Annotated in this window: 19 protein-coding genes; 12 read left to right on the forward strand and 7 right to left on the reverse strand. The window is 56.3% G+C overall.

Going from position 1 to position 21,906, the window contains the following annotated elements:
- Positions 1-72: 72 nt before the first annotated feature.
- Positions 73-846 (reverse strand): competence/damage-inducible protein A, encoded by a 774-nt coding sequence (locus P1U71_RS13370; RefSeq protein WP_301106113.1) that lies wholly within the window; start codon positions 844-846, stop codon positions 73-75.
- A 105-nt stretch (positions 847-951) separates the two neighbouring features.
- Here P1U71_RS13370 and sfsA point away from each other — a divergent pair, with 105 nt between their 5' ends.
- From sfsA to purB, 4 genes are all read left to right on the forward strand, one after another.
- Positions 952-1,653, forward strand: a complete 702-nt coding sequence (sfsA, locus tag P1U71_RS13375; RefSeq protein WP_301106114.1) for a DNA/RNA nuclease SfsA — start codon at positions 952-954, stop codon at positions 1,651-1,653.
- A 52-nt stretch (positions 1,654-1,705) separates the two neighbouring features.
- Positions 1,706-2,530 carry a type I methionyl aminopeptidase gene (map, locus tag P1U71_RS13380; RefSeq protein ID WP_301106115.1) on the forward strand — a complete coding sequence of 275 codons (825 nt, stop codon included), beginning with the start codon at positions 1,706-1,708 and terminating at the stop codon, positions 2,528-2,530.
- The gene (gene radC, locus P1U71_RS13385; RefSeq protein ID WP_301106116.1) at positions 2,520-3,299 is read left to right on the forward strand and encodes a DNA repair protein RadC; all 780 of its coding nucleotides are present in this window, start codon (positions 2,520-2,522) and stop codon (positions 3,297-3,299) included. Before map ends, radC begins: the two co-directional genes overlap by 11 nt.
- Before the next feature lie 95 nt (positions 3,300-3,394).
- On the forward strand, positions 3,395-4,690 hold the full coding sequence (purB, locus tag P1U71_RS13390) for an adenylosuccinate lyase (RefSeq protein ID WP_301106117.1): 1,296 nt from the start codon (positions 3,395-3,397) through the stop codon (positions 4,688-4,690).
- A gap of 52 nt (positions 4,691-4,742) precedes the next feature.
- Here purB and asnB read toward each other — a convergent pair whose 3' ends face one another.
- Positions 4,743-6,278: an asparagine synthase (glutamine-hydrolyzing) gene (gene asnB, locus P1U71_RS13395; protein ID WP_301106119.1), complete on the reverse strand. Its 1,536-nt coding sequence runs from the start codon at positions 6,276-6,278 to the stop codon at positions 4,743-4,745.
- 133 nt (positions 6,279-6,411) lie between these two features.
- A complete protein-coding gene (locus P1U71_RS13400; RefSeq protein ID WP_301106120.1) occupies positions 6,412-6,735 on the reverse strand; it encodes a DUF1476 domain-containing protein in 324 nt (107 codons plus the stop codon).
- A gap of 294 nt (positions 6,736-7,029) precedes the next feature.
- Between P1U71_RS13400 and purC the strand changes: the two genes are divergently transcribed.
- From purC to P1U71_RS13435, 7 genes are read left to right on the forward strand one after another with little or no spacing between them, the layout of a single operon-like run.
- Entirely contained in the window at positions 7,030-7,794 is a 765-nt protein-coding gene (gene purC, locus P1U71_RS13405; protein ID WP_301106121.1) for a phosphoribosylaminoimidazolesuccinocarboxamide synthase, read from the forward strand.
- Between the two features lie 43 nt (positions 7,795-7,837).
- The gene (gene purS / locus P1U71_RS13410) at positions 7,838-8,080 is read left to right on the forward strand and encodes a phosphoribosylformylglycinamidine synthase subunit PurS (RefSeq protein ID WP_301106122.1); all 243 of its coding nucleotides are present in this window, start codon (positions 7,838-7,840) and stop codon (positions 8,078-8,080) included.
- Between the two features lie 21 nt (positions 8,081-8,101).
- A complete protein-coding gene (purQ, locus tag P1U71_RS13415; RefSeq protein ID WP_301106123.1) occupies positions 8,102-8,791 on the forward strand; it encodes a phosphoribosylformylglycinamidine synthase subunit PurQ in 690 nt (229 codons plus the stop codon).
- Between the two features lie 4 nt (positions 8,792-8,795).
- Positions 8,796-10,997 (forward strand): phosphoribosylformylglycinamidine synthase subunit PurL, encoded by a 2,202-nt coding sequence (gene purL, locus P1U71_RS13420; protein ID WP_301106124.1) that lies wholly within the window; start codon positions 8,796-8,798, stop codon positions 10,995-10,997.
- A 12-nt stretch (positions 10,998-11,009) separates the two neighbouring features.
- Positions 11,010-11,252 carry a BolA family transcriptional regulator gene (locus P1U71_RS13425; protein ID WP_301106125.1) on the forward strand — a complete coding sequence of 81 codons (243 nt, stop codon included), beginning with the start codon at positions 11,010-11,012 and terminating at the stop codon, positions 11,250-11,252.
- Between the two features lie 26 nt (positions 11,253-11,278).
- A complete protein-coding gene (gene grxD, locus P1U71_RS13430) occupies positions 11,279-11,617 on the forward strand; it encodes a Grx4 family monothiol glutaredoxin (protein WP_301106126.1) in 339 nt (112 codons plus the stop codon).
- Positions 11,618-11,658: 41 nt separating this feature from the next.
- On the forward strand, positions 11,659-12,684 hold the full coding sequence (locus tag P1U71_RS13435) for an alpha/beta hydrolase (RefSeq protein WP_301106127.1): 1,026 nt from the start codon (positions 11,659-11,661) through the stop codon (positions 12,682-12,684).
- A 3-nt stretch (positions 12,685-12,687) separates the two neighbouring features.
- Here the strand turns inward: P1U71_RS13435 and prfB are convergent.
- The 3 genes from prfB to P1U71_RS13450 form a co-directional block, all read right to left on the reverse strand.
- A protein-coding gene (gene prfB / locus P1U71_RS13440; RefSeq protein WP_301106128.1) for a peptide chain release factor 2 occupies positions 12,688-13,804 on the reverse strand; the annotation gives its coding sequence in 2 pieces (ribosomal slippage) (positions 12,688-13,734 and positions 13,736-13,804; 1,116 coding nt in all).
- Between the two features lie 52 nt (positions 13,805-13,856).
- Complete coding sequence (locus P1U71_RS13445; protein WP_301106129.1) at positions 13,857-16,295, reverse strand: penicillin-binding protein 1A; 2,439 nt, start codon at positions 16,293-16,295, stop codon at positions 13,857-13,859.
- Between the two features lie 111 nt (positions 16,296-16,406).
- Positions 16,407-17,603, reverse strand: coding sequence for an N-acetylmuramoyl-L-alanine amidase (locus P1U71_RS13450; RefSeq protein ID WP_301106130.1), 1,197 nt, complete (start codon positions 17,601-17,603; stop codon positions 16,407-16,409).
- A 505-nt stretch (positions 17,604-18,108) separates the two neighbouring features.
- On the opposite strand from P1U71_RS13450, the gene P1U71_RS13455 reads away from it, so the two are divergent.
- On the forward strand, positions 18,109-20,697 hold the full coding sequence (locus P1U71_RS13455; RefSeq protein ID WP_301106131.1) for a ribonuclease E/G: 2,589 nt from the start codon (positions 18,109-18,111) through the stop codon (positions 20,695-20,697).
- Positions 20,698-20,732: 35 nt separating this feature from the next.
- On the opposite strand, the gene P1U71_RS13460 is transcribed toward P1U71_RS13455, so the two are convergent.
- A complete protein-coding gene (locus P1U71_RS13460; RefSeq protein ID WP_301106132.1) occupies positions 20,733-21,893 on the reverse strand; it encodes a pyridoxal phosphate-dependent aminotransferase in 1,161 nt (386 codons plus the stop codon).
- Between the last annotated feature and the right edge of the window lie 13 nt (positions 21,894-21,906).

Consider the following 21,906-nt stretch of genomic DNA (forward strand, 5'->3'; position numbering starts at 1 on the left):
CAATGAAACGTTGTGAAACAAGGGGATAATGGCGCGGTTTCGAATTTTCGGGAGCCGCGGACCGTTCCGCGCTCAGGTCGTTTCAACCACAAACACCCCTTCCCCTTTAAGGTAGGCCGCGAGCGCGTCATAGGCCGCATCGAGCATGGCCTTATCGATGGAGCGAAGGACAAGATTTGTCCCCACCTCCCCTTGTCGGAAATAGGGATAGGAGCCCATGGAGACATCGGGATAGATCTTCTGCAGCGCGCCGAGTTTTTCCGCGACCCGACCTTCGGGCAGTCCTGCGCCGATGGTCCGGCTCAGGACTTTCGGTCCGCCAAGGATTTGCGGGGCAATTTCCTCAAACATCGCCTGCATGATGGTCGGTACGCCAGCCATGACATAGACATTCTCGATCCTGAAGCCCGGCGCCTTGCTGACCGGATTATTAATCAGGCTGGCGCCGTCGGGTATGCGCGCCATGCGCTTGCGGGCGTCGTTAAACTCGATCCCGCTCGTCTCATAATGACGGGTGAGCAGCGCCATGGCCTCGGGATGGTGATCGATGCCGACATTGAAGGCGGCAGCAATGGAATCCGCCGTAATATCATCATGGGTTGGGCCAATCCCGCCGGTGGTGAAGATATAATCGAACTTCGCCCGGAGCGCATTGACGGCGGCAACGATCTCCGCCTCGATATCCGGGACGACCCGCGCCTCGCTGAGTTGCACGCCGATGTCGTTCAGCCGACCCGCCAGCCAGGCCATGTTTTTATCCTGGGTGCGGCCGGAAAGGATTTCGTCCCCGATCACGACAATTGCGGCCGTGACTATTTTGGCAGGAGCGGATTTCGGGTCTGACATGAAAATTCCCTGTAACTTCTGGACTTGAGGCTGTTGTTATCATAGCAAAGTGATTACAAAGGGCATCTGCTATTTTACCCGCCGGAACAAGTTTGACGTAAAATTATGATATTTTCTACTCCCCTCATCAAGGGCCGTTTGATCAAGCGCTATAAACGCTTCCTCGCCGATGTTGAACTTGACGGCGGTGAGATGATTACGGCCCATGTCGCCAACCCGGGTTCCATGATGGGATTGAAGGACGACGGGCTGACCGTCTGGCTATCTCTTTCTGATAACCCCAAGCGCAAACTCCCCTATAGCTGGGAGCTGGTGGAGGTGGACGGCGCGTTGGTCGGCATTAACACCGCCCATCCGAACGGTATCGTTGCCGAGGCGATTGAGGGCGGGCAAATCGAGGCGCTTGCCGGGTATGAGGCGCTGACGCGGGAAGTGAAATACGGGACAAACTCCCGGATTGATATCCTGTTATCCGGAGGCGGCAAACCGGACTGCTATGTGGAGGTCAAGAATGTGACCCTGAAACGCGACGACTCCCTCGCGGAATTTCCGGATTCGGTGACGGCACGTGGCGCCAAGCATCTGAAAGAGCTTGTCTCCATGGTGGAGCAAGGCCATCGGGCGGTTATGTTCTACCTGATCCAGCGGACCGATTGCACGAAATTCAGGATTGCGGCAGATATCGATCCGGTTTATGCAGCGGCGTTCAGGGAGGCAATCGCTGCGGGAGTTGAAATTATCTGCTACGACTGCCACATTACGACCAGTGAAATTCGCCCCGGGTCGATTATTCCGGTTATTCCTTAGTTTTTTTTTAAGATGACATGGGGTATTATCCAGAAAAACATGAAGAGCGCTTATGAGATATGAAACGAGTATAGATACGCCGGAACGCAATACCGGCGTGATCAAACTGCATGGTCCCGAGGCTTTTGAGGGCATGCGGATTGCAGGCCGTCTGGCGGCGGAAACGCTGGACATGATCGCCGAACATGTGGTGCCGGGTGTCACGACGGATGAGTTGAATACGCTCTGCGCGGATTTCATCGCGGAGCGCGGCGGCATTTGTGCCCCGCTTAACTATCGCGGCTTTCCCAAATCCATCTGCACCTCGATCAATCATGTGGTCTGCCATGGCATTCCGGGTCCGAAGAAGCTTCAAAACGGCGATATCGTCAATATTGATGTAACACCGACGGTGGATGGCTGGCATGGAGATACCAGCCGTATGTTCGTGGCAGGCAAACCGAGTGTGAAGGCATCGCGCCTGATCGATATCACCTATGAATCGCTGATGCGCGGGATCGAGGTCGTGAAACCCGGCGCGACGACCGGCGATATCGGCTATGCGATCCAGAATTTCGCCGAAGGCAAGCGTTGTTCCGTGGTGCGGGATTTCTGCGGTCACGGTTTGGGTCAGGTTTTCCATGATGTGCCGAATATTGTCCATTATGGGACACCCGGCGAAGGGGTAGAGCTCCGCGCCGGCATGATCTTCACGATCGAGCCGATGATCAATCTCGGCACCTGGCAGGTCAAGATCCTCGATGACGGCTGGACGGCGGTGACAAAGGATCGGTCCCTCTCCGCCCAGTTCGAGCATTCCCTCGGCGTAACCGAAACGGGATATGAGATATTCACCCTCTCGCCCAAGGGGCGGGACAAGCCGCCCTATGACATCTGAGGCAGAAAAACCGATGAGGAAGCCCGCGCTGCATGAACTGGATGCACCGGGCTTCGGTTTCGGTTTTGAAGACGCTTCCCCCAAGACGAAAGAAAATGACGATCACCGGCTCGGCCACCGCGAAAGAATGCGCGACCGCGTATTGAGCGCCGGGGCCCGGAGCCTCGCCGATTACCAGATACTTGAAATGTTGCTCTTTGCCGCCTCCCCGCGCGGCGATACGAAGCCGCTGGCGAAAAGCCTGCTCTCCACCTTCGGCAGTCTTGCGAAGGTTTTGAAAGCCGAGCCGGAGGCGCTTCGCAAGGTACCGAAAGTCGGCGATGCGGTCATCGCGACCTTGAAAGTCGCCGAAACCCTTGGCGAGAAGCTTCTCCGCTCCGAGATCGAGAAGAAAAATATCCTTGGATCCTGGCAGGCGCTGCTTGAATATTGCCAGGGAGCGATGAGTGATCGCGCGATCGAGCATTTCCGCATCCTCTTTCTGAACAACAAGAATCACCTGATCTCTGATGAGGTGCAGCAGACCGGAACGGTCAATCATACCGCCGTTTATCCGCGTGAGGTCGTCAAGCGCGCGCTTGAACTGGGCGCGACGGCGCTGATCCTCGTGCATAACCACCCCTCCGGCGATACCACGCCGTCAAAAGCGGATATCGATATGACGTCAGAGATTGTGGGCGCGGCCTCCGCCCTTAATATCCGGGTGCATGATCATATTATCGTCGGGAACAGCGAGTGCATCAGTTTCAAATCGCTCGGTTTGATGTAAAGCGGGTTTTGTCTTCGGTAAGTGGTTGAGATTTTGCGTTATCTCTGCTAGTCACCCGTTCTTCCGACAAATGTTTTCAGAAAGTAAGACCCGCCATGATCCCGCGTTATGCCCGAGAAGAAATGACCGCCATTTGGGAGCCGGAAAGCAAATTCCGCATCTGGTTCGAGATTGAGGCCCATGCTTGCGATGCGCAAGCTAAACTTGGCGTAATCCCCGAAGCCGCGGCGAAGGCCGTCTGGGAACGCGGTAATTTCGATATCGAGCGGATTGATGAAATCGAGCGGGAAACCAAGCATGACGTGATCGCGTTCCTCACCAACCTTGCCGAATATGTCGGGGATGAGGCGCGTTTCGTGCATCAGGGCATGACGTCGTCGGACGTGCTGGATACATGTCTGTCGGTACAGCTGACCAAGGCTTGCGATATCCTGCTGGATGATATGGACAAGCTGCTCGCCGTGCTTAAAGCCAAGGCCTATGCCCATAAGGATGACGTCTGCGTCGGACGCTCCCACGGTATCCATGCGGAGCCGGTGACCTTCGGCCTCAAGATGGCGCAGGCTTACGCGGAATTTGATCGCAACCGCGAACGGCTGGTGAACGCGCGAAAGGATATCGCGACCTGCGCCATTTCCGGCGCTGTCGGAACATTCGCGAATATTGATCCCTTTGTTGAGGAGCATGTAGCGAAGTCCCTCGGCCTCACGCCGGAACCCGCCTCCACGCAGGTGATCCCGCGCGATCGACATGCGATGTTCTTTGCGACCCTCGGTGTGATCGCCAGTTCCATCGAACGGCTCGCCGTTGAAATCCGCCATTTGCAACGCACGGAAGTGCTGGAAGCGGAAGAATATTTCGCGCCGGGGCAAAAGGGCTCTTCCGCCATGCCGCATAAGCGCAACCCGGTCCTGACCGAAAACCTGACCGGCCTCGCCCGCCTTGTTCGCATGGCGACGATCCCGGCGATGGAAAATGTGGCGCTCTGGCATGAGCGGGATATCTCCCATTCCTCCGTTGAACGCGGCATTGGCCCGGATGCGACGATAACGCTCGATTTCGCGCTCGCCCGCCTCACCTCCGTGATCGAGAAACTGGTGATCTATCCGGAAAATATGATGGCGAACATGAACAAGCTGGGGGGCCTGATCCATTCGCAGCGTGTTCTGCTGGCCCTGACGCAGGCCGGTGTCAGCCGGGAGGATTCATACCGCCTCGTGCAGCGCAACGCCATGCGTGTCTGGCGGGAGGGCGCGGATTTCCTTGAGTTGCTCAAAGCGGATGAGGAAGTAACAAACGCCTTGTCAGACGATCAGATCGAAGGCGTTTTTGATCTTGAGTATCACACCAAGCATGTGGAAACGATTTTCCGGCGGGTCTTCGGCGACTAACCGCAAAAGAGGCCCGCGTCGGTCAAAAAAGCTGCCATCTTCCGATAGATAATCAGGCGATGGCGGCTTGCACCCGGTCATGCGATTCCCATGTGCCCGCATTTGCGAGAATCCGCTCGGGATCATCATATTGGTCTTTCAGGATTTTCTCGTAAAGAGCGCCCTCCGCCTCCCGGCTTGTCGCGCCGGGTTGGCCGGTCAACCTATGTAGCGCCGTAGCCAGGGCGTCCACGGTGCCGGAGCCTTCATCAAACTGGGCTTTTTTGCGCCATACAAGGTCAACGGGCAGAAGATCGGCGCAGGCCTTTCGCAATATCCATTTCTCCGTGGTCTCTCCGGTGGCCTCTTGCGACGCCGGGTCCGTCCGTTTGAGCTTTAAAGCCGCCGGAATGGACTGGGAAAAGGCGATCAGGTCGCGATCGAGAAAGGGCGTCCTCGCCTCCAGGCTTTCCGCCATGCTCACCCGGTCAACCCGTTGCAGATTGATATTATGCATCGCACCGAGGGAGCGGGTCAGTTCATCGGCAAGGGCGCGCGGATCGTCAACATAGGCGTGGTGATAGCTGTATCCGGCGAAAAGTTCATCGGCCCCCTCCCCGGTCAGGACGGCTTTTACCTGCGTGCGGGCGAGACGCGCGGCGAACAATGTCGGGATCGCGCTCCGGACCAGGTCGATATCGGCGCTCTCCAGATGATAGATGACATGCGCCATATTCTCGATCAGGTCGTCGGCGGTAAAGGCATATTCATGGTGATCCGAGCCGATATGCGCCGCGACTTTTCGCGCAGCCAAAAGATCGGGGGACCCTTCGGTACCGACGGAAAAGGTTTTAAGCGGCCTCTTCCCCGATGCCATTTTGATTTTCTGGGCGATGGCGGCAATGATGGAACTATCGAGCCCACCGGAGAGAAAACAGCCAACCTCGACATCGGCAACCATCCATTTGGCAACCGCCGCTTCCAGAACGAGCCTGAGTTCAGAGGCGATATGGTCGATATCGGCCCCCGGTTCTATCGTCGCGGCACCATGCGGCAGGCGATACCATTGCCGCCAGCCCTTCTCGCTATCATAAAGCGATCCCGGAGGAATGGCTTCTATGCTGTCGACGGGAACGCCGTCATACGCCTTGAGCTCGGAGGAGAAAATCACGCCATCCCCGAGCCTGGCAACATAGAGCGGCTTGATGCCGAGCGGATCGCGCGCGGCGATAATCCGGCCCTTGGTTGCCAGCACGAAAGCGAACATGCCGTCCAGCCTGTCGGTCCAGCGATCGTCATCGGTCCGGAAAAGATGCAGGATGGTTTCACTATCGGATGCGGTCTCAAACAGCTCCTCGCCGAGTATGGCGCGGAGATCGTGATGGTTGTAGATTTCACCATTGACGATCAGCATGTCATCGGCCTGATGAATGGGCTGGGCACCATTTTCGGTGCCAATAATCGAGAGGCGGCAATGCGCCATAATAACGGGGGCGTCAGGCTGGCGAATGATCTGGACGGCATCGGGCCCCCGATGTGACACCTTGGTGATCATCCGGTCCGCCAGTTTTTCGTCTCCGGTATTCCAGAGACAGACAAAGCCGCACATATTATTTCCCAACACGCCAGAAGGAGTTGATTTATCCCGCAATTTCCCGCCTCAAGAGCGCGGCCCTGGCGAAACCGGTCGGGAAGCTCCCGGATGAAGGCCGAGGCCTCCAGCTCCGGGTGCATGATTTAAACTATTCGCCGGCGGCGATCTGTCCACGCGCGACGGCCAGCAGTTCTTCCATCTGGCGGCGGATACGGTGGTCCGACATTTCCACATTTGCGGCATCAAGGTCGCCCCGGACTTTACGAAAGACGTCTTCATCGCCCTTTTCTTCCATGTCCGAGATTATGACTTCCTTGGCGTAGGCCTCAGCGTCGCTGCCTGTTTTGCCGAGAAGCTCCGCGGCCCAACCGCCCAGCAGCTTGTTTCGGCGTACCATGACCTTGAATTCCATTTCCTGATCATGGGCGAATTTGCCTTCCTGGCCTTTTTTACGATCGTCGAATCCTGACATATCCGTTTCCAGTCCTTAAAATCTTGTTTCAAATCACTAATTTTGTCTCTGGCATTGCGTTATACCTAAGATGGTGTTCGCCGCCTAGCCCCGCAAGTCAATTTCTACAGATTATACATCATTTAGCTGACAGGAAATGTTGTATTTCCGGTATTTCTGCATTATGTTCCGCTTGCTTTGACGGTGAGATTTCTCCGGCAGGGCCAGACAGCGCCAATCCATTCCCGAATGACGGCTGTCTGATGTTTATTTCTCCGGCGGATAGCCGCCTTTTCGATGAGTTGGAGTTTATCCATGACCCGACGTAGACGTGTCTACGAAGGCAAGGCAAAAGTTCTCTTTGAAGGCCCGGAATCGGGCACGCTGGTACAGTATTTCAAGGATGATGCCACCGCATTCAATGGTGTAAAGAAAGCAACGGTCACCGGCAAGGGTGTTCTGAATAACCGTATTTCGGAATATTTGATGGTGAAGCTTGCCGAAATTGGCATCCATAATCATTTTATCCGCCGCCTCAATATGCGCGAGCAGTTGATCAAGGAAGTGGAGATTATCCCCGTCGAGGTGATTGTCCGCAATATCGCCGCCGGATCGATCTGCACACGTCTCGGGATCGCGGAAGGGACGCCCCTGCCCCGTCCGATCATTGAATATTGCTTCAAGTCTGACGAACTCAATGATCCGCTGGTTTCCGAAGAGCATATCACGGCGTTTGGCTGGGCCAATCCGCTGGAGCTTGACGACATCATGAGCCAGTCGCTCCGGGTGAATGATTTCCTTCTCGGCCTGTTTGCCGGAATTGGCATCCGCCTCGTGGATTTCAAGCTGGAATTCGGTCGTTATTATGAAACCGATGAAATGCAGATTATCCTCGCCGATGAAATCAGCCCGGACAATTGTCGCCTGTGGGACGCCGTGACCAACAAGAAACTCGACAAGGATCGCTTCCGCCGCGATCTTGGCGATGTTGAGGATGCCTATCAGGAAGTTGCGCGCCGTCTTGGCATTATTCCCGAAGGCGGGCCCGGAGACTTGCAAGGAACAACCGCAATCCAGTAAAGGCGCATATTTAGCGCCTTTTTTTAAACCTTAAGAGGACCAGATGAAAGCACGTGTCTATATTTCCTTGAAAAACGGGGTTCTTGATCCGCAAGGGAAAGCGATTTCCCATTCCCTGCAGGGGCTTGGCTTCAAGAATGTTGTGGATGTCCGTCAGGGCAAGACGATCGATCTGGACCTCGCCGATATGGACCGCGCCGCGGCCGAAGCAGAAGTTGAAAAGATGTGCCAGCAGCTTCTCGCCAACACCGTGATCGAGAATTATTCCATCGAAATGCTGGATTGACCGGACAGGGAGTTTTGGACAATGAAGGCTGCTGTTATTGTATTCCCCGCCTCCAATTGTGACCGTGATCTGAAAGTCGCCCTCACCCATTCCATGGGACGGGAGCCGGATATGGTCTGGCATGGCGAAAGTGAATTGCCCGATACGGACCTGATCGCCATTCCCGGCGGGTTCTCCTACGGAGACTATCTCCGGGCCGGGGCGATGGCCGCGAATTCCCCGATCATGCGCGAAGTCGTGAAACGGGCCGAAGCGGGCACGCCCGTTCTTGCCATCTGCAACGGTTTCCAGATCGCAACGGAAACCGGCATGCTGCCGGGGGCACTCCTCCGTAACGCGGGGCAGAAATTTGTCTGCCGCGATGTTGATCTCCTGGTCACCTCCCAGAATGAGCGCTTCGTTGGCGGGTTTGAACAGGGTGAAGTCGTCCGCTTCCCCGTTGCCCATCATGACGGTAATTTCTACGCGGATGAGGACAAGCTCAATGAGTTGGAGGCCGAAGGCCAGGTCGCCTTCCGCTATGTCTCGCCCGAGGGAGAACAAACCGGTGAGGCCAACCCCAATGGCTCCCAGAATAATATCGCCGGTATCTATAACAAGGCGGGCAATGTGCTGGGCCTGATGCCGCATCCGGAACGGTTGATCTCGGATGAGCTTGGCGGGACCGACGGTAAACGCTTTTTCGATCATCTTGTAAATTCCATCGTTTGAAAATATGACTGAAATCACCAAAGACATCGTTGCCGAGCATGGCCTGACCGAAGACGAATATGCGGACGTCCTCTCAATACTCGGCCGGACGCCGAACCTCACGGAACTCGGTATCTTCTCCGTGATGTGGAGTGAGCATTGCTCCTATAAATCCTCAAAAAAATGGCTAAAAACCCTCCCCACGGAAGCGCCCTGGGTGATCTGCGGTCCCGGTGAGAATGCAGGCGTTATCGACATTGGCGACGGCCAGGCCGCTATCTTCAAGATGGAAAGCCATAACCACCCGTCCTTTATCGAGCCCTATCAGGGCGCGGCAACCGGTGTGGGCGGCATTATGCGCGACGTCTTTACCATGGGCGCGCGGCCTATTGCCAATATGAATGTGCTCCGTTTCGGGCGGCCCGATCATCCCAAAACGGGTCATCTGGTCTCCGGCGTTGTGGCGGGAATCGCGGGCTATGGCAATTGCATGGGGGTTCCGACGGTTGGCGGGGAGACGAATTTCCATGCGTCCTATGACGGCAATATTTTGGTCAACGCCATGACGGTGGGCCTCGCGGACACGGACAATATCTTCTATTCCGCCGCCGCCGGTATTGGTAATCCGGTTGTCTATGTGGGCTCCAAGACCGGGCGCGACGGCATCCACGGGGCGACCATGGCCTCCGCCGAATTCGATGACGACAGCGAGGAAAAGCGCCCCACGGTTCAAGTCGGTGACCCCTTCACGGAAAAACTCCTGCTGGAGGCTTGCCTTGAATTGATGGCGACCGATGCAATTGTCGCGATCCAGGATATGGGCGCAGCAGGCCTGACGTCATCGTCCTTCGAGATGGCGGACAAGGGCGGTGTCGGGATTGAACTCAACCTCGATCACGTACCAATGCGCGAGGAAGGCATGTCGCCATACGAGATCATGCTCTCCGAAAGCCAGGAACGGATGCTGATGGTCCTGAAACCGGGCCGCGAAGAGGAAGCCCGCAAGATTTTCGAGAAATGGGAGCTGGATTTCTCCGTTATCGGCAAGGTGACCGATACGGGCCGGATGGTGCTTACCATGAAGGGCGAGGTTGCCGCCGACCTTCCGGTCGCACCGCTTGCCGATGCCGCGCCGGAATATGATCGCCCCTGGATAAAGACCCCACCGCCTACTGTCCTGAAAGGGGAGGATGTCCCCGCGCCGAACGATATCGGCGATGTGCTCCTGAAACTCATGGGCTCCTCGGAGATTGCAAGCCGGAGATGGATATGGGAGCAGTATGACCATATGGTCATGGGCGACACGATCCAGAGGCCGGGCGGCGATGCGGCGGTCGTCCGTGTCCATGGCACCCAAAAAGCGCTTGCGATTACAACGGATTGCACGCCGCGCTATTGCTACGCTGATCCGGAGATGGGGGGCGCGCAGGCCGTGGCCGAGACATGGCGCAATATCACCGCAACCGGCGGAAAGCCGCTCGCCATTACCGACTGCATGAATTTCGGCAATCCGCAGCGGCCCGAGATCATGGGCCAGTTTGTCGGCTGTATCAACGGCATGCGCCGCGCGTGCAAGGCGCTCGATTACCCGGTGATTTCCGGCAATGTCTCGCTTTATAATGAGACCAATGGCACCGGCATCTACCCCACCCCGGCCATCGGCGGTGTCGGATTGCTCGCCGATTACACCAAAATGACCACCCTCGCCTTCAAGTCCGAAGAAGATGTGGTGATGCTGCTCGGCGATCTGACCGGCGAAATGGGACAATCAATTTACCTGCGGGAGATTGAAGGACGCGAAGATGGCGCGCCGCCAACTGTCGATCTTGAAAAAGAACGTAAACACGGCGATTACCTCCGTGAGATGATCGAAAAGGGTCTTGTTACGGCGGCCCATGATATATCCGATGGTGGTCTTGGCGTCGCGCTTGCCGAGATGGCGATTGCCGGGAATATCGGTGCGGAAATCCTGCTGGAGACGGCATTGCCGGCCCATGCCGCCCTCTTTGCGGAGGATCAGGCCTGCTATGTGATCACGGTGAAACCCGACGATGTGGAGATGGTGCGGGGATTTGCCCTTGCCGAAGATATTCCCCTACACATAATTGGAACGATCGGTCATACTGATTTGAAAATAGACGGTGCCCTCACCATATCCGTGAGTAAGCTGAAAGATGTACATGCAAATTGGCTGCCGGGCCTCATGTCTCGTCCAGGCAGTGAATAGGAGTTTTGATCCATGGCAATGGATGCGAGTGAAATTGAACGGCTTATCAAGGAAGGCATCCCGGATGCCGTGGTGCAGATCACTGATTTGCGCGGCGACGGTGATCATTACGCCGCCATGGTAACCTCCGCCAGCTTTGCCGGGCTGCCGCGCGTGCGTCAGCATCAGATGGTCTATGAGGCGTTGCAAGGGAATATGGGCGATGCGCTCCATGCCCTCGCGCTGCAGACCTCCGTGCCGGACGGACAATTGTAAGATTTAACATTAAGAAGGATCGATAAATGCTTGATCAGGTAACAAAAGATCGAATTTCCCAGGAAGTTTCTGGCAATGACGTAGTGCTCTTCATGAAGGGCTCCGCCATTTTCCCCCAATGCGGATTTTCGGCAACCGCCGTGCAAATCCTGTCGCATCTGGATGTGAAATTCAAGGGCATCGACGTCCTGAGTGATCCGGCTATTCGCGATGGCATCAAGGATTACAGCCAATGGCCGACGATCCCGCAGCTTTACGTCAAAGGCGAATTCGTTGGCGGTTGCGATATCATGCGCGAAATGTTCGAAACCGGCGAATTGCAGGAAGTTTTCGAACAGAAACAGGTTGCTCGCGCCTCGGCTTAATCGTCGTCGTTTCGTAATCTTCTGGTTGCCGAGCCGATAAGATGGAGCGACTACTTCTCGCCCTTATCGCGATGGTGCCCGATTCTTTTCTCAGCCTTTGTTATGGCTTGAAGCCGGTCGTCATCGATGGCCAGCGGCTTAACAGCAAGGCGCGCCTTCTCTGTGATATCGACCGGAAGACGGCGACGCCGGTCCGGGAAACACCGGTTGAGACGACCCGCGCCAATATGGAACGCCTGGCAGGCGCTTTGGCGGGGAAATCGCCGAAGCTTCATTCTGTACATGATATTGAAATCCCGACAGATTTCGGTGCGCTGCCTGCCCGGCTTTACAAACCCGTCGATAGCCCCTCCCTTCCCGTTCTTGTCTATTATCATGGCGGCGGTTATATCCGCGGCTCGCTCAATAGCCATGACGGGCTTTGTGCGCGGTTTGCAAAATATGGTGGTTTCGCGGTCCTGTCCGTTGATTATCGCCTTGCGCCGGAGCATAAATTTCCCGCCGCCGTTGATGACGCAGTAGCGGCCTTTAACTGGGCAGTCCACCATGGGGCGGAACATGGCCTTGATCCCAAAAAAGTTGCCGTTGGTGGCGATAGTTCAGGCGGATGTCTCGCGGCGGCGGTGGCGCAGCAAGTGAAATCCAAAGGCGATGCTCAGCCTGTGTTCCAGATGCTGCTCTATCCGACATTGGATGCGCATCTTACGGCAAAGAGTTATCAGCTGTTCGAAGACGGCTTTTTCCTCACCTATGACCGCATCCGCGATTACCGTGATATGTATCTGAATAATGCGTCGGAACGCGACGATTTTCGCGCGTCCCCTATCCTCAATCGGGACCTCACGGGCCTTCCTCCGGCGCTTATCATCACGGCGGGGTTTGATCCGCTTCGGGATGAGGCGGAAGATTATGCGAAGGCACTACAGGCCGCCGGCGTTGGCGTTGGTATGGTCCGTTTCCCTGCAATGGTACATGGGTTCATGTCGATGACAGCATTACTGCCGCAGGCCGAAAAGGCCATCCACCAGGCGGCGGAGGCCCTTCGTCATGTTTTCGAGGCGGAATAGCGCCTAGGCCGCGTCCTCTTCCCCGCCGACCTTCTGCGCGAGGGCCGCCGCGAGATAGTCATCAAGATCACCATCCAGCACGCCTTGGGCATTGCCCTTTTCAACGCCCGTCCGCAGATCCTTGACCATCTGGTAGGGATGCAGCACGTAGGAGCGGATCTGGTGCCCCCAGCCGATGTCCGTCTGGCCGTCGCGCGTTTCCTGCGCCTCCGCCTCGCGTATTTGTAATTCCCGCTCATAGAGGCGAGATTTCAGCATCTTCATCGCTTCCGCGCGGTTCTTATGCTGGGATCGGTCATTCTGGCACTGAACAACAACATTCGTTGGAATGTGAGTGATGCGGATCGCGGATTCTGTCCGGTTCACATGCTGCCCGCCCGCACCGGACGCGCGGTAAGTATCGATGCGAAGGTCTTTTTCATCGATTTCCACCTCGATATTGTCATCGATGACGGGATAGACACCGACGGAGCAGAAACTTGTATGGCGGCGCGCGTTGGAATCGAAGGGCGATATTCGAACCAGCCGATGAACGCCGCTCTCCGTCTTGAGCCAGCCATAGGCATTCTCACCCGCAACCTCGATGGTGACGGACTTGATACCGGCCTCTTCCCCGGCACTTTCTTCCAGTATCTTGACCTTATAGCCATGCTGATCGGCCCAGCGCATATACATGCGAAGAACCATCTGCGTCCAGTCCTGCGATTCGGTACCGCCCGCGCCGGAATGAACTTCTACATAGCAATCATTGGCATCCACCTCGCCCGACAGCATGCTTTCCAGCCGTCGGCGGTTGACCTCCGTCAGCAGGGATTTGAGCCCCTCTTCCGCATCCGTGATGGTTTCCTCGTCGTCTTCCTCTTCGGCGAGGTCGATGAGATCGCAGTTATCGTCAAGTTCCTGAGCAATGCGATTATAGGCGTTGAGCGCGCCCTCAAGGGAGGTTCTCTCGCGCATCAGGGCCTGCGCCTTGGCGGCATCGTTCCAGAGATCGGGGTCTTCGACGAGCGCGTTCAGCTCATCCAGTCGGCGGGTTGCGTTTTCCCAGTCAAAGATACCTCCTCAGCAGGGCCATTCCCTGCTTGATTTCATCGACTAGTGACTGGTGTTCTGCACGCATTCTTCACTCCAACAACGTAAAATTCTGGCGGAAGGTAATCTGAATTTTCTGATCAGTAAAGCCCGCCTGTGCCGGAGCGAACAGCCTTTTCCGGTATTGTCCCGCTGATAACGGGGGAATTGCCGCTTTCAGAGCCATCAAGGACGCCGTTGCTGGTCAGCCTGCTTGTCGTTGTCTTAAACGCTTCCAGGATGACATTCTTGTCGCCGCGCTGTGCCGGTTCGCCGGTCTCGCCATTAATCCGGACAAGACGGATGCCCTCGGGGACGCGGAAGGGCGTTGCGGGCTGGTCTTTCAGGACTTCGGCCATGAAGTCGCGGAAGATCGGCACGGCGACAGAGGAGCCTGTCTCCTTCTTACCGAGGCTTTCCGGCGTATCGAAGCCGACATAGATGCCGACCGCGAGATCGGGCGAGAAGCCCATAAACCAGGTGTCCTGACTTTCATTGGTGGTGCCGGTTTTGCCGCCCAGCGGTTTTTCAAGTGCCTTGATCCGCACACCGGTTCCCCGGGTGACAACGCCTTCGAGCATGGAGACGACCTGATAGGCGGTCGTTGCAGGCAGGATTTGCTCGCGATTATCGGGAAGCTCGGGCTCCTCCTGATTGTTCCAGGCCTCGACATTACAGTTATCGCAGGGGCGTTCGTCATGACGATAGATGGTCTTGCCGCGACGGTCCTGTATGCGGTCGATCAGGCTCGGGGTGATCTTCTTGCCGCCGTTCACCAGTTCCGCATAGGCCGTCGTCAGTTTAAGGAGCGTCGTCTCCCCGGCGCCGAGGGCCATGGAAAGCGTCGGCATCAGGTTATCGGTAATGCCGAAACGATGCGCATAATCGACGATCGGCTCCATCCCGATGGCCCGGGCAAGCCGCACCGTCATCAGGTTTCGCGATTTTTCGACCCCGAGGCGAAGTGTGCTCGGCCCGTAAAATCGGTTGGTGTAGTTGGAGGGTTTCCAGCGCTCCCCATTTGGCTGGGTCAGCACGAAAGGGCCATCCATGATCTTGTCGGCAGGTGTAAAGCCATTGTCGAGGGCGGCGGCATAAACGAAAGGCTTGAAGGCCGATCCCGGCTGGCGATGGGCCTGAACGGCACGGTTAAACTGGGATGAATCCGGGCTCCAGCCACCGACAATGGCGTAGACGCGGCCCGTGTGCGGATCCATCGCGACAAGACCGCCGGAGATTTTCGGGATCTGTTCCAGACTGAAAAGCTTGTCCGTCGCCTTCGCCCCCTCTTTCGGGGTGACCGCGATGATATCGCCGACCTTCAGGACATCGGCCGGCTTCTTGATCGCCGGGCCTTTTTTATCCACCTCGATATATTGCCGCGCCCATGTCATGTCTTCCAGCAGGATGCGCCCTTTTGAGGTGTCGGGAAAGCCGATGGTCGCGGCCTCCTCATCCAGCTCCAGCACGACCGTCATATACCAGTCGCCAAGGCCTTTCGGGCGGGGGAACTTGATCATTTTCACGGTCCAGTCCTCGCCGACCTCAATCGTGGAAAGCGGACCGCGCCAGCCATGCCGACGGTCATAGGCGCGCAGGCCCTCGCGCAGGATACGCTCGCCGGTCTGCTGCATCGACGTCTGCATGGTGGTGCGCACGGACAGGCCCCCATCATAGAGCGCCTTCTCGCCATAAACATCGTAGAGTTCACGCCGCACCTGCTCGACGAACCATTCGGCCTGGATTACCTCGGCATCACCGCCCTTGCGCGCAAGAAGCGGCATGGCAAGGGCCTCATCGGCCTCTTCCTGGGTAATATACTCATCCTCAAGCAGCCGGCCGATGACATAGTTGCGGCGTTGGACAGCGCGTTCAGGATAGCGGAACGGGTTATAATTGTTGGGTGCCTTGGGAAGCGCCGCGAGATAGGCCGCCTCGGCAATGGTCAGGCGATCGAGGGGCTTGTCAAAATAATAAAGCGCTGCCGCTGCCACGCCATAGGCGCGATGACCGAGGTAAATTTCATTCAGATACAGCTCCAGCACCTGATCTTTCGTGAGCGCACGGTCGATCCGGAGCGCGAGAATGGCTTCTTTCGCTTTGCGTTCGTAGGACACCTCGTTCGTCAGCAGCATGTTTTTTGCCACCTGCTGCGTAATGGTGGAGGCGCCGACGGGTCGCCGTCCCTGCCCTAAATTCTTGAGGTTGGTAATGGCCGCGCGCGCGATTCCCTTATAATCAAGGCCCGGATGAGAGTAGTAGTCCTGATCCTCTGCCGCGATAAAGGCCTGCTTGACGAATTCGGGGATGGTTTCAATGGGCACGAAAAGACGCCGCTGCGTCGCATATTCCGCAATCAGGCTGCCATCCGCCGCATGGACCCGTGTCATCACCGGGGGTTCATACTCGGTCAGCTGGTCATACTCCGGCAGGCCCTTGCCGAAGTGATAAAGGCCATAGCCAACAGCACCAACGCCAATGACTCCGAAGAAAATCATCAGGGCAAAGCAGAGAAACAGGAATTTCGCAAAGCGCTTCATAAGCCAACTAATCTCAAATTACATAATCAAATTGTGAATATAGAGCAGATTCGGTTTTTTTCAGGCAGAAAAATATGATTTTTCGGAAAACCCGTCCCTGTTTCCCTGAATTCAGGGATCAACCGTTTTAAAATACCGGTCGATTGCATTGACAATTGCCTGTGCCAGCCGTTGCTGCCCTGTGCCGGATTTCAGGATTTTCTCATCCTCGCGATTGGAAAGATATCCCAGTTCCACAAGAACAGAGGGTACATCCGGCGCCTTCAGCACGCGAAAACCGGCGAAGCGATGTGAGCGCCCGCGCGTTTTCATGCCGGATTTGGAGATTTCCGGGATGATCATTTCGGCGAATTTGACGGAAAAATTCATGGTCTCCCTCTGTGCGAGGTCGATCAGGATGCCCTGCACCGTATCGTCCTGCACACTCATGTCGACACCGGCAATCAGGTCGGATTTGTTCTCGCTTTTCGCTAGTTCCGCGGCTTCGTCATCGGAGGCATTTTCGGAAAGAGTATAAACCGTTGATCCCCGAAAATCAGGGCGACTGATCGAATCGGCATGGATCGAGACAAAGAGATCGGCCCCGGCGTGCCGCCCGACGGCGACCCTTTCGCGCAGGCTGAGGAAGGTATCGTCGTTCCGGGTCATGATGACATTGTATTTCTTGTTCTTCGACAGGATGTCATGCATTCGCTTGGCGACACCAAGGGTAATTTTTTTCTCATACACACCGCTCTTGCCGATGGCGCCGGGATCGATGCCGCCATGGCCCGCATCTACGACGATTGTATATTTCCGGCTATTTACGGGCGGTTCCGGCGCAACAATGGCGACTTGTGTGTTCTTCTGTTGACTGCGCCGCGCGGCCAACTCTTTTCGGAAGCTGGCCTCATCGGTCTTCTGAATATCGATGAAGAAGCGATAGGGCTTGCCCGAGGAAGGCGGCAGGATCACCGTGCGGAGGATTTTAACCGGTCCGCCGACATCCAGCACAACGCGGGAGGTATCTTTCTTGAACAGGCCGAATCGATAATTCTCGACCAGGCCCTTCTTGCGGCCAGCGTCTTCGTCCGCCCGCCAGTTGAGCTCCGGTAAATCGATGACAATGCGATAAGGCTCGGCCAGCAGGAAAACGTCATATTGCGGCGCCGCGCTCATTTCCAGCACAAAGCGCGTCTTGTCCGTATGCTGGCCCAGCCGGGCAGAGGATACATCAATGGCGGGTGCTGCGTAGGCAGGCGCAAACAGACAGGCACCGGCAAGCATCAGGCCGGCCGTCAAGACATATCGGAAAAAGCGATTGACCATATCCATATCCGGATCACATATATTTTACGCTACAGTTTTGACGGCCATGTTTTCGCCGAATGGGCCTAAATTAGCGGCTTCGCGCGCTCTTTTCAATGCATGGCGGTTTTTATTATGTAATATTTTTCACCCCCCTGTCATTATTCACTTGGTATGTCCGTCATATTGAAGGTACTATAGCTAGGTGAGTTCCTGTGGTCAGTCCCATACTCTTATATATGAGATAGGGCGGCGCCGTGATCGACAGCTTTTGTAGGCATTGAAAGAGTTCAATCCCCGGAGCGTCTGATGACAGCGCTTAAGACAATGCAGAGAAAATAGGTGAAACAGAAATCGTTCCTGATCTCAATGTCGAGGGCAGGTTATGGCAGCCAAAGACTCAAACCGGACCGGTTGGCGGGTTTGAAAAACGTTTTTCGTTAATGATACGGCGCCGGCGATTTCCATAAAAATAGGCTGATGCTCTTTTGCTCATAGAGAGGGTATACAGTTACGGAGCTTAAGTATGGCTACGCGCATGCTGGTCGACGCGTCTCATGAAGAGGAGACACGCGTCGTAATAGTTAAAGGTACCCGTCTCGAAGAATTTGATTACGAGACGGCATCAAGAAAACAACTCAAAGGCAATATCTATCTTGCAAAAGTAACAAGAGTTGAGCCCTCTCTTCAGGCAGCCTTTGTTGAATATGGCGGAAATCGCCACGGCTTCCTTCCCTTCAATGAAATCCATCCCGATTATTACCAGGTGCCGATTTCCGACCGCGAAGTCCTGATCGAACAGGAAGCCGCGGCAGAACGCGAAGCGAGCGATCTGGAAGATGCGGAAATCGATGGATCTGCTGCCGATGTGACGGCAGAGACGAAAGAGGATGCGGATGAGACCGAAGCGATGGTGGAAGCCGACGCTGCGGACGACGAAGAGGGCATTGTCGACGATGTTGACGACACGGGCGGTGGCCTGGAAGTTGTCGATAGCGATGACGATGATGTTGTCGAGAATCTCGGGGGCGAGGACGACGTCGAGGATCGGCGCGCCACAAAACCGCGACGCAATTATAAAATTCAGGAAGTGATCAAGCGGCGGCAGATCCTGCTGGTGCAGGTGGTCAAGGAAGAGCGCGGCAACAAGGGCGCGGCGCTCACGACCTATATCTCCCTGCCCGGCCGCTATAGCGTGCTGATGCCGAACACAGGGCGTGGCGGCGGGATTAGCCGCAAGATCAGCAACCCTGCCGATCGCAAGCGGCTCAAGAAAATCGCGAACGAACTCGAAGTGCCCGACGGGATTGGCGTTATTATCCGCACCGCGGGCCTCAGCCGGACCAAGGTTGAGATCAAGCGCGACTATGAATTCCTGATGCGGCTCTGGGACGATATCCGGGAGCTGACACTCAAATCCATCGCGCCTTATTGCGTCTATGAAGAGGCGAACCTGATCAAGCGGAGCATCCGCGATCTTTACGACAAGGAGGTCAGCGAGGTTCTGGTTGAGGGCGATGAGGGCTACAAGGTGGCGAAGGACTTCATGCGCAAGCTGATGCCGAGCCATGCGAAAAAGGTCCAGCCGTACAAGGACAAGATCCCCCTCTTCCACCGGTTTCAGGTGGAGCAGCAGTTTGCCTCCATGTATCATCCGGAAGTGCAGCTTAAATCCGGCGGCTATATCGTCATCAACCCGACGGAAGCACTTGTTTCCATCGACGTCAACTCCGGCAAGGCCACGCGGGAGAGGAATGTCGAGGATACGGCGACGAAAACCAACCTTGAAGCCGCCGAGGAAATTGCCCGTCAACTGCGCCTCCGCGATCTTGCCGGGCTGATTGTCATCGACTTCATCGATATGGATGACAACCGCAATAACCGCGCAGTTGAACGGCGGATGAAGGATTGCCTGAAATCCGATCGTGCGCGTATCCAGGTGGGGCGGATCAGTCCTTTTGGCTTGATGGAAATGTCACGTCAGCGGCTCCGGCCGAGCTTTCTGGAAACCAGTACGACGGTATGTCACACCTGCGGCGGATCGGGTTTTGTCCGCTCCATTGAGTCGACGGCGCTTTTGATTATCCGGACTCTGGAAGAAGAAGGCGTCCGCGAGAGAAGCGCGAAAATCACCGTCGCCGTTCATACAGAAGTGGCGATTTACCTGCTTAACCAGAAGCGGGCTGTTATTCAGGACCTGGAAAATGTCTATGGCATGACGATCCTGATCGTTGCTGACCCAACCTCCAACCTCAATGATTACAAGATTGATCGGGAAAAAGGAAAGCCCGGCGATCTGACGCCGGTCACGCGCGAAGTGACGGCGGCCTACACCGGCACCATTGAGGAAGAGGAAACCGAGCAACCCTCGACCGAATCAAATGGGGAAGAGGATGGTGCCGCGCCGAAACGGCGCCGTCGTCGTCGGCGGCGGAAACCGCGCGATGAGAACGCACCGCAGGAGGCAAATGCCGAGGAGCAGTCCGGTGAGAGCCAGCCTGCCAGCGGTGATGACGAGAATGAGGGCGGAGAGCCCAAGCGCCGTCGCCGTGGCAAGCGCGGAGGCCGTCGGCGGTCCCGCAATGCCGCCTCTGATGAACAGCAGACAGTTGATACCAGGTCAGACGATGAAAACACCGGTTCCGATGGTGGCGAGGCTGTGGTCATTCCGATCTCTGTAACGGACGAGAGCAAGGCGGGAACCGTTGAAGCCTCCGAAACTTCGGAAGTGGCGGCAGAAGCGGAAAAGAAACCGCGTCGCTCCCGCCGTAAGCCGAAGGCGGAGGATGAGGCAGACGCAAGCGCATCAAGCGAGATTGCTGAAGCTCCTACGGAAGAGACTTCTGAACAGGCGGAGAAACCGAAGAAAGCGCCTGCACGTCGACGCCGGACCGCAAAAAAAGATGATGAACCAGTAGCGCCAGAGGCTGAGCCAGCGGAGGTTGCCGCAGCGGCGGAGGCTCCATCTGAACCTGCGGCCCCTGCCCCAACCGAAATCCCGGAACCGGAGGTCGCTGAAAAACCGGTGTCGGTTACCCTGGTGAACGAAGATGCGGCGGAAGAAACCGTGGCGGAAAAGAAACCCAAGCGCAGTGGCTGGTGGCGGCGGGGCTAGTCCCCGACAGCAAAACGAGATAGCAAAAAGGGAGCTTAACGGCTCCCTTTTTTAATGCCGGACCAGCTTTTGAGGCGCTCAATCGCCTGTTCAATAGTGGCCGTCGATCCGGCGAAGGAAAACCGGACATAACCCGTGCCGCGATGGGGATCGAAATCAAGGCCCGGCGTTGCTGCGACGCCTGTTTCATTCAGCATCTTTTTGCAGAACGCCACCGAGTCATTGGTGAATTCGCGCACATCCGCATAGACATAAAAGGCGCCGTCGGCGGACGCGAGCCGCGAGAGACCAAGTTTCGGCAGTTCGGTGAGCAGAATATCGCGATTCCGGGCATAGCCCCGGACATTATCTTCCATCTCATCCATGCATTCGAACGCCTTGACGGCGGCATACTGGCTGAGCGCGGGTGGTGAGATAAAGAGGTTCTGCGCAAGTTTCTCGATTGTGCTGACCATCCGTTCGGGCACGATCATCCAGCCCAGCCGCCAGCCGGTCATGGAAAAATATTTGGAGAAGGAATTAATGACAATCGCCTCCTCCGTCAGCTCCAGGGCCGTCGTCGCCGGTTCATCATAGGTGATGCCGTGATAAATCTCGTCAGAAATAAATTGCAACCCGCGCCCCGCACAATAATCGACAAGCGCGGCCAGTTCATCATGCTTGATCATGGTGCCGGTTGGGTTCGACGGGCTCGCTACCAGCAGCCCGGCAATCGGATCGCTCACCTTGTCGATCAATTCCGGTGTCGGCTGGAAATTTGTCTCCGCATGACAGGGCAAGCCGACAGGCACCAGATCGAGGGAGGTCAGAATATTACGATAGGCCGGATATCCGGGTTCAGCGAGGAGCACACCCTCTCCCTTCTTGAAGGCCGAGAGGAAGGTCAGGAGAAAGCCGCCCGAGGAGCCCGTGGTGACGACAACCCGCTCCTTCGGGACGTCAACACCATAGAAGTCCTTGTAATGCCTTGCGATTGCCTCCCGCAAGGGAGCAATGCCAAGGGCGTCGGTATAGCCGATCTGCTGGGTCTCCAGCGCATCCTTTGCCGCCGCCAGTACCTTCGAGGGCGCAGAGGTGCCCGGCTGCCCCACTTCCATATGAAAGACTTCGCGCCCTTCCTGCTCCCGCAGGTTCGCGGCCTTCAAAACTTCCATTGCAATAAAGGGGCTGATTTCCCGGCCTGAATTGTTCGCCATGCGTCTTCCTTTA

Source organism: Sneathiella sp. (assembly GCF_029233945.1).
Lineage (GTDB): Bacteria > Pseudomonadota > Alphaproteobacteria > Sneathiellales > Sneathiellaceae > Sneathiella.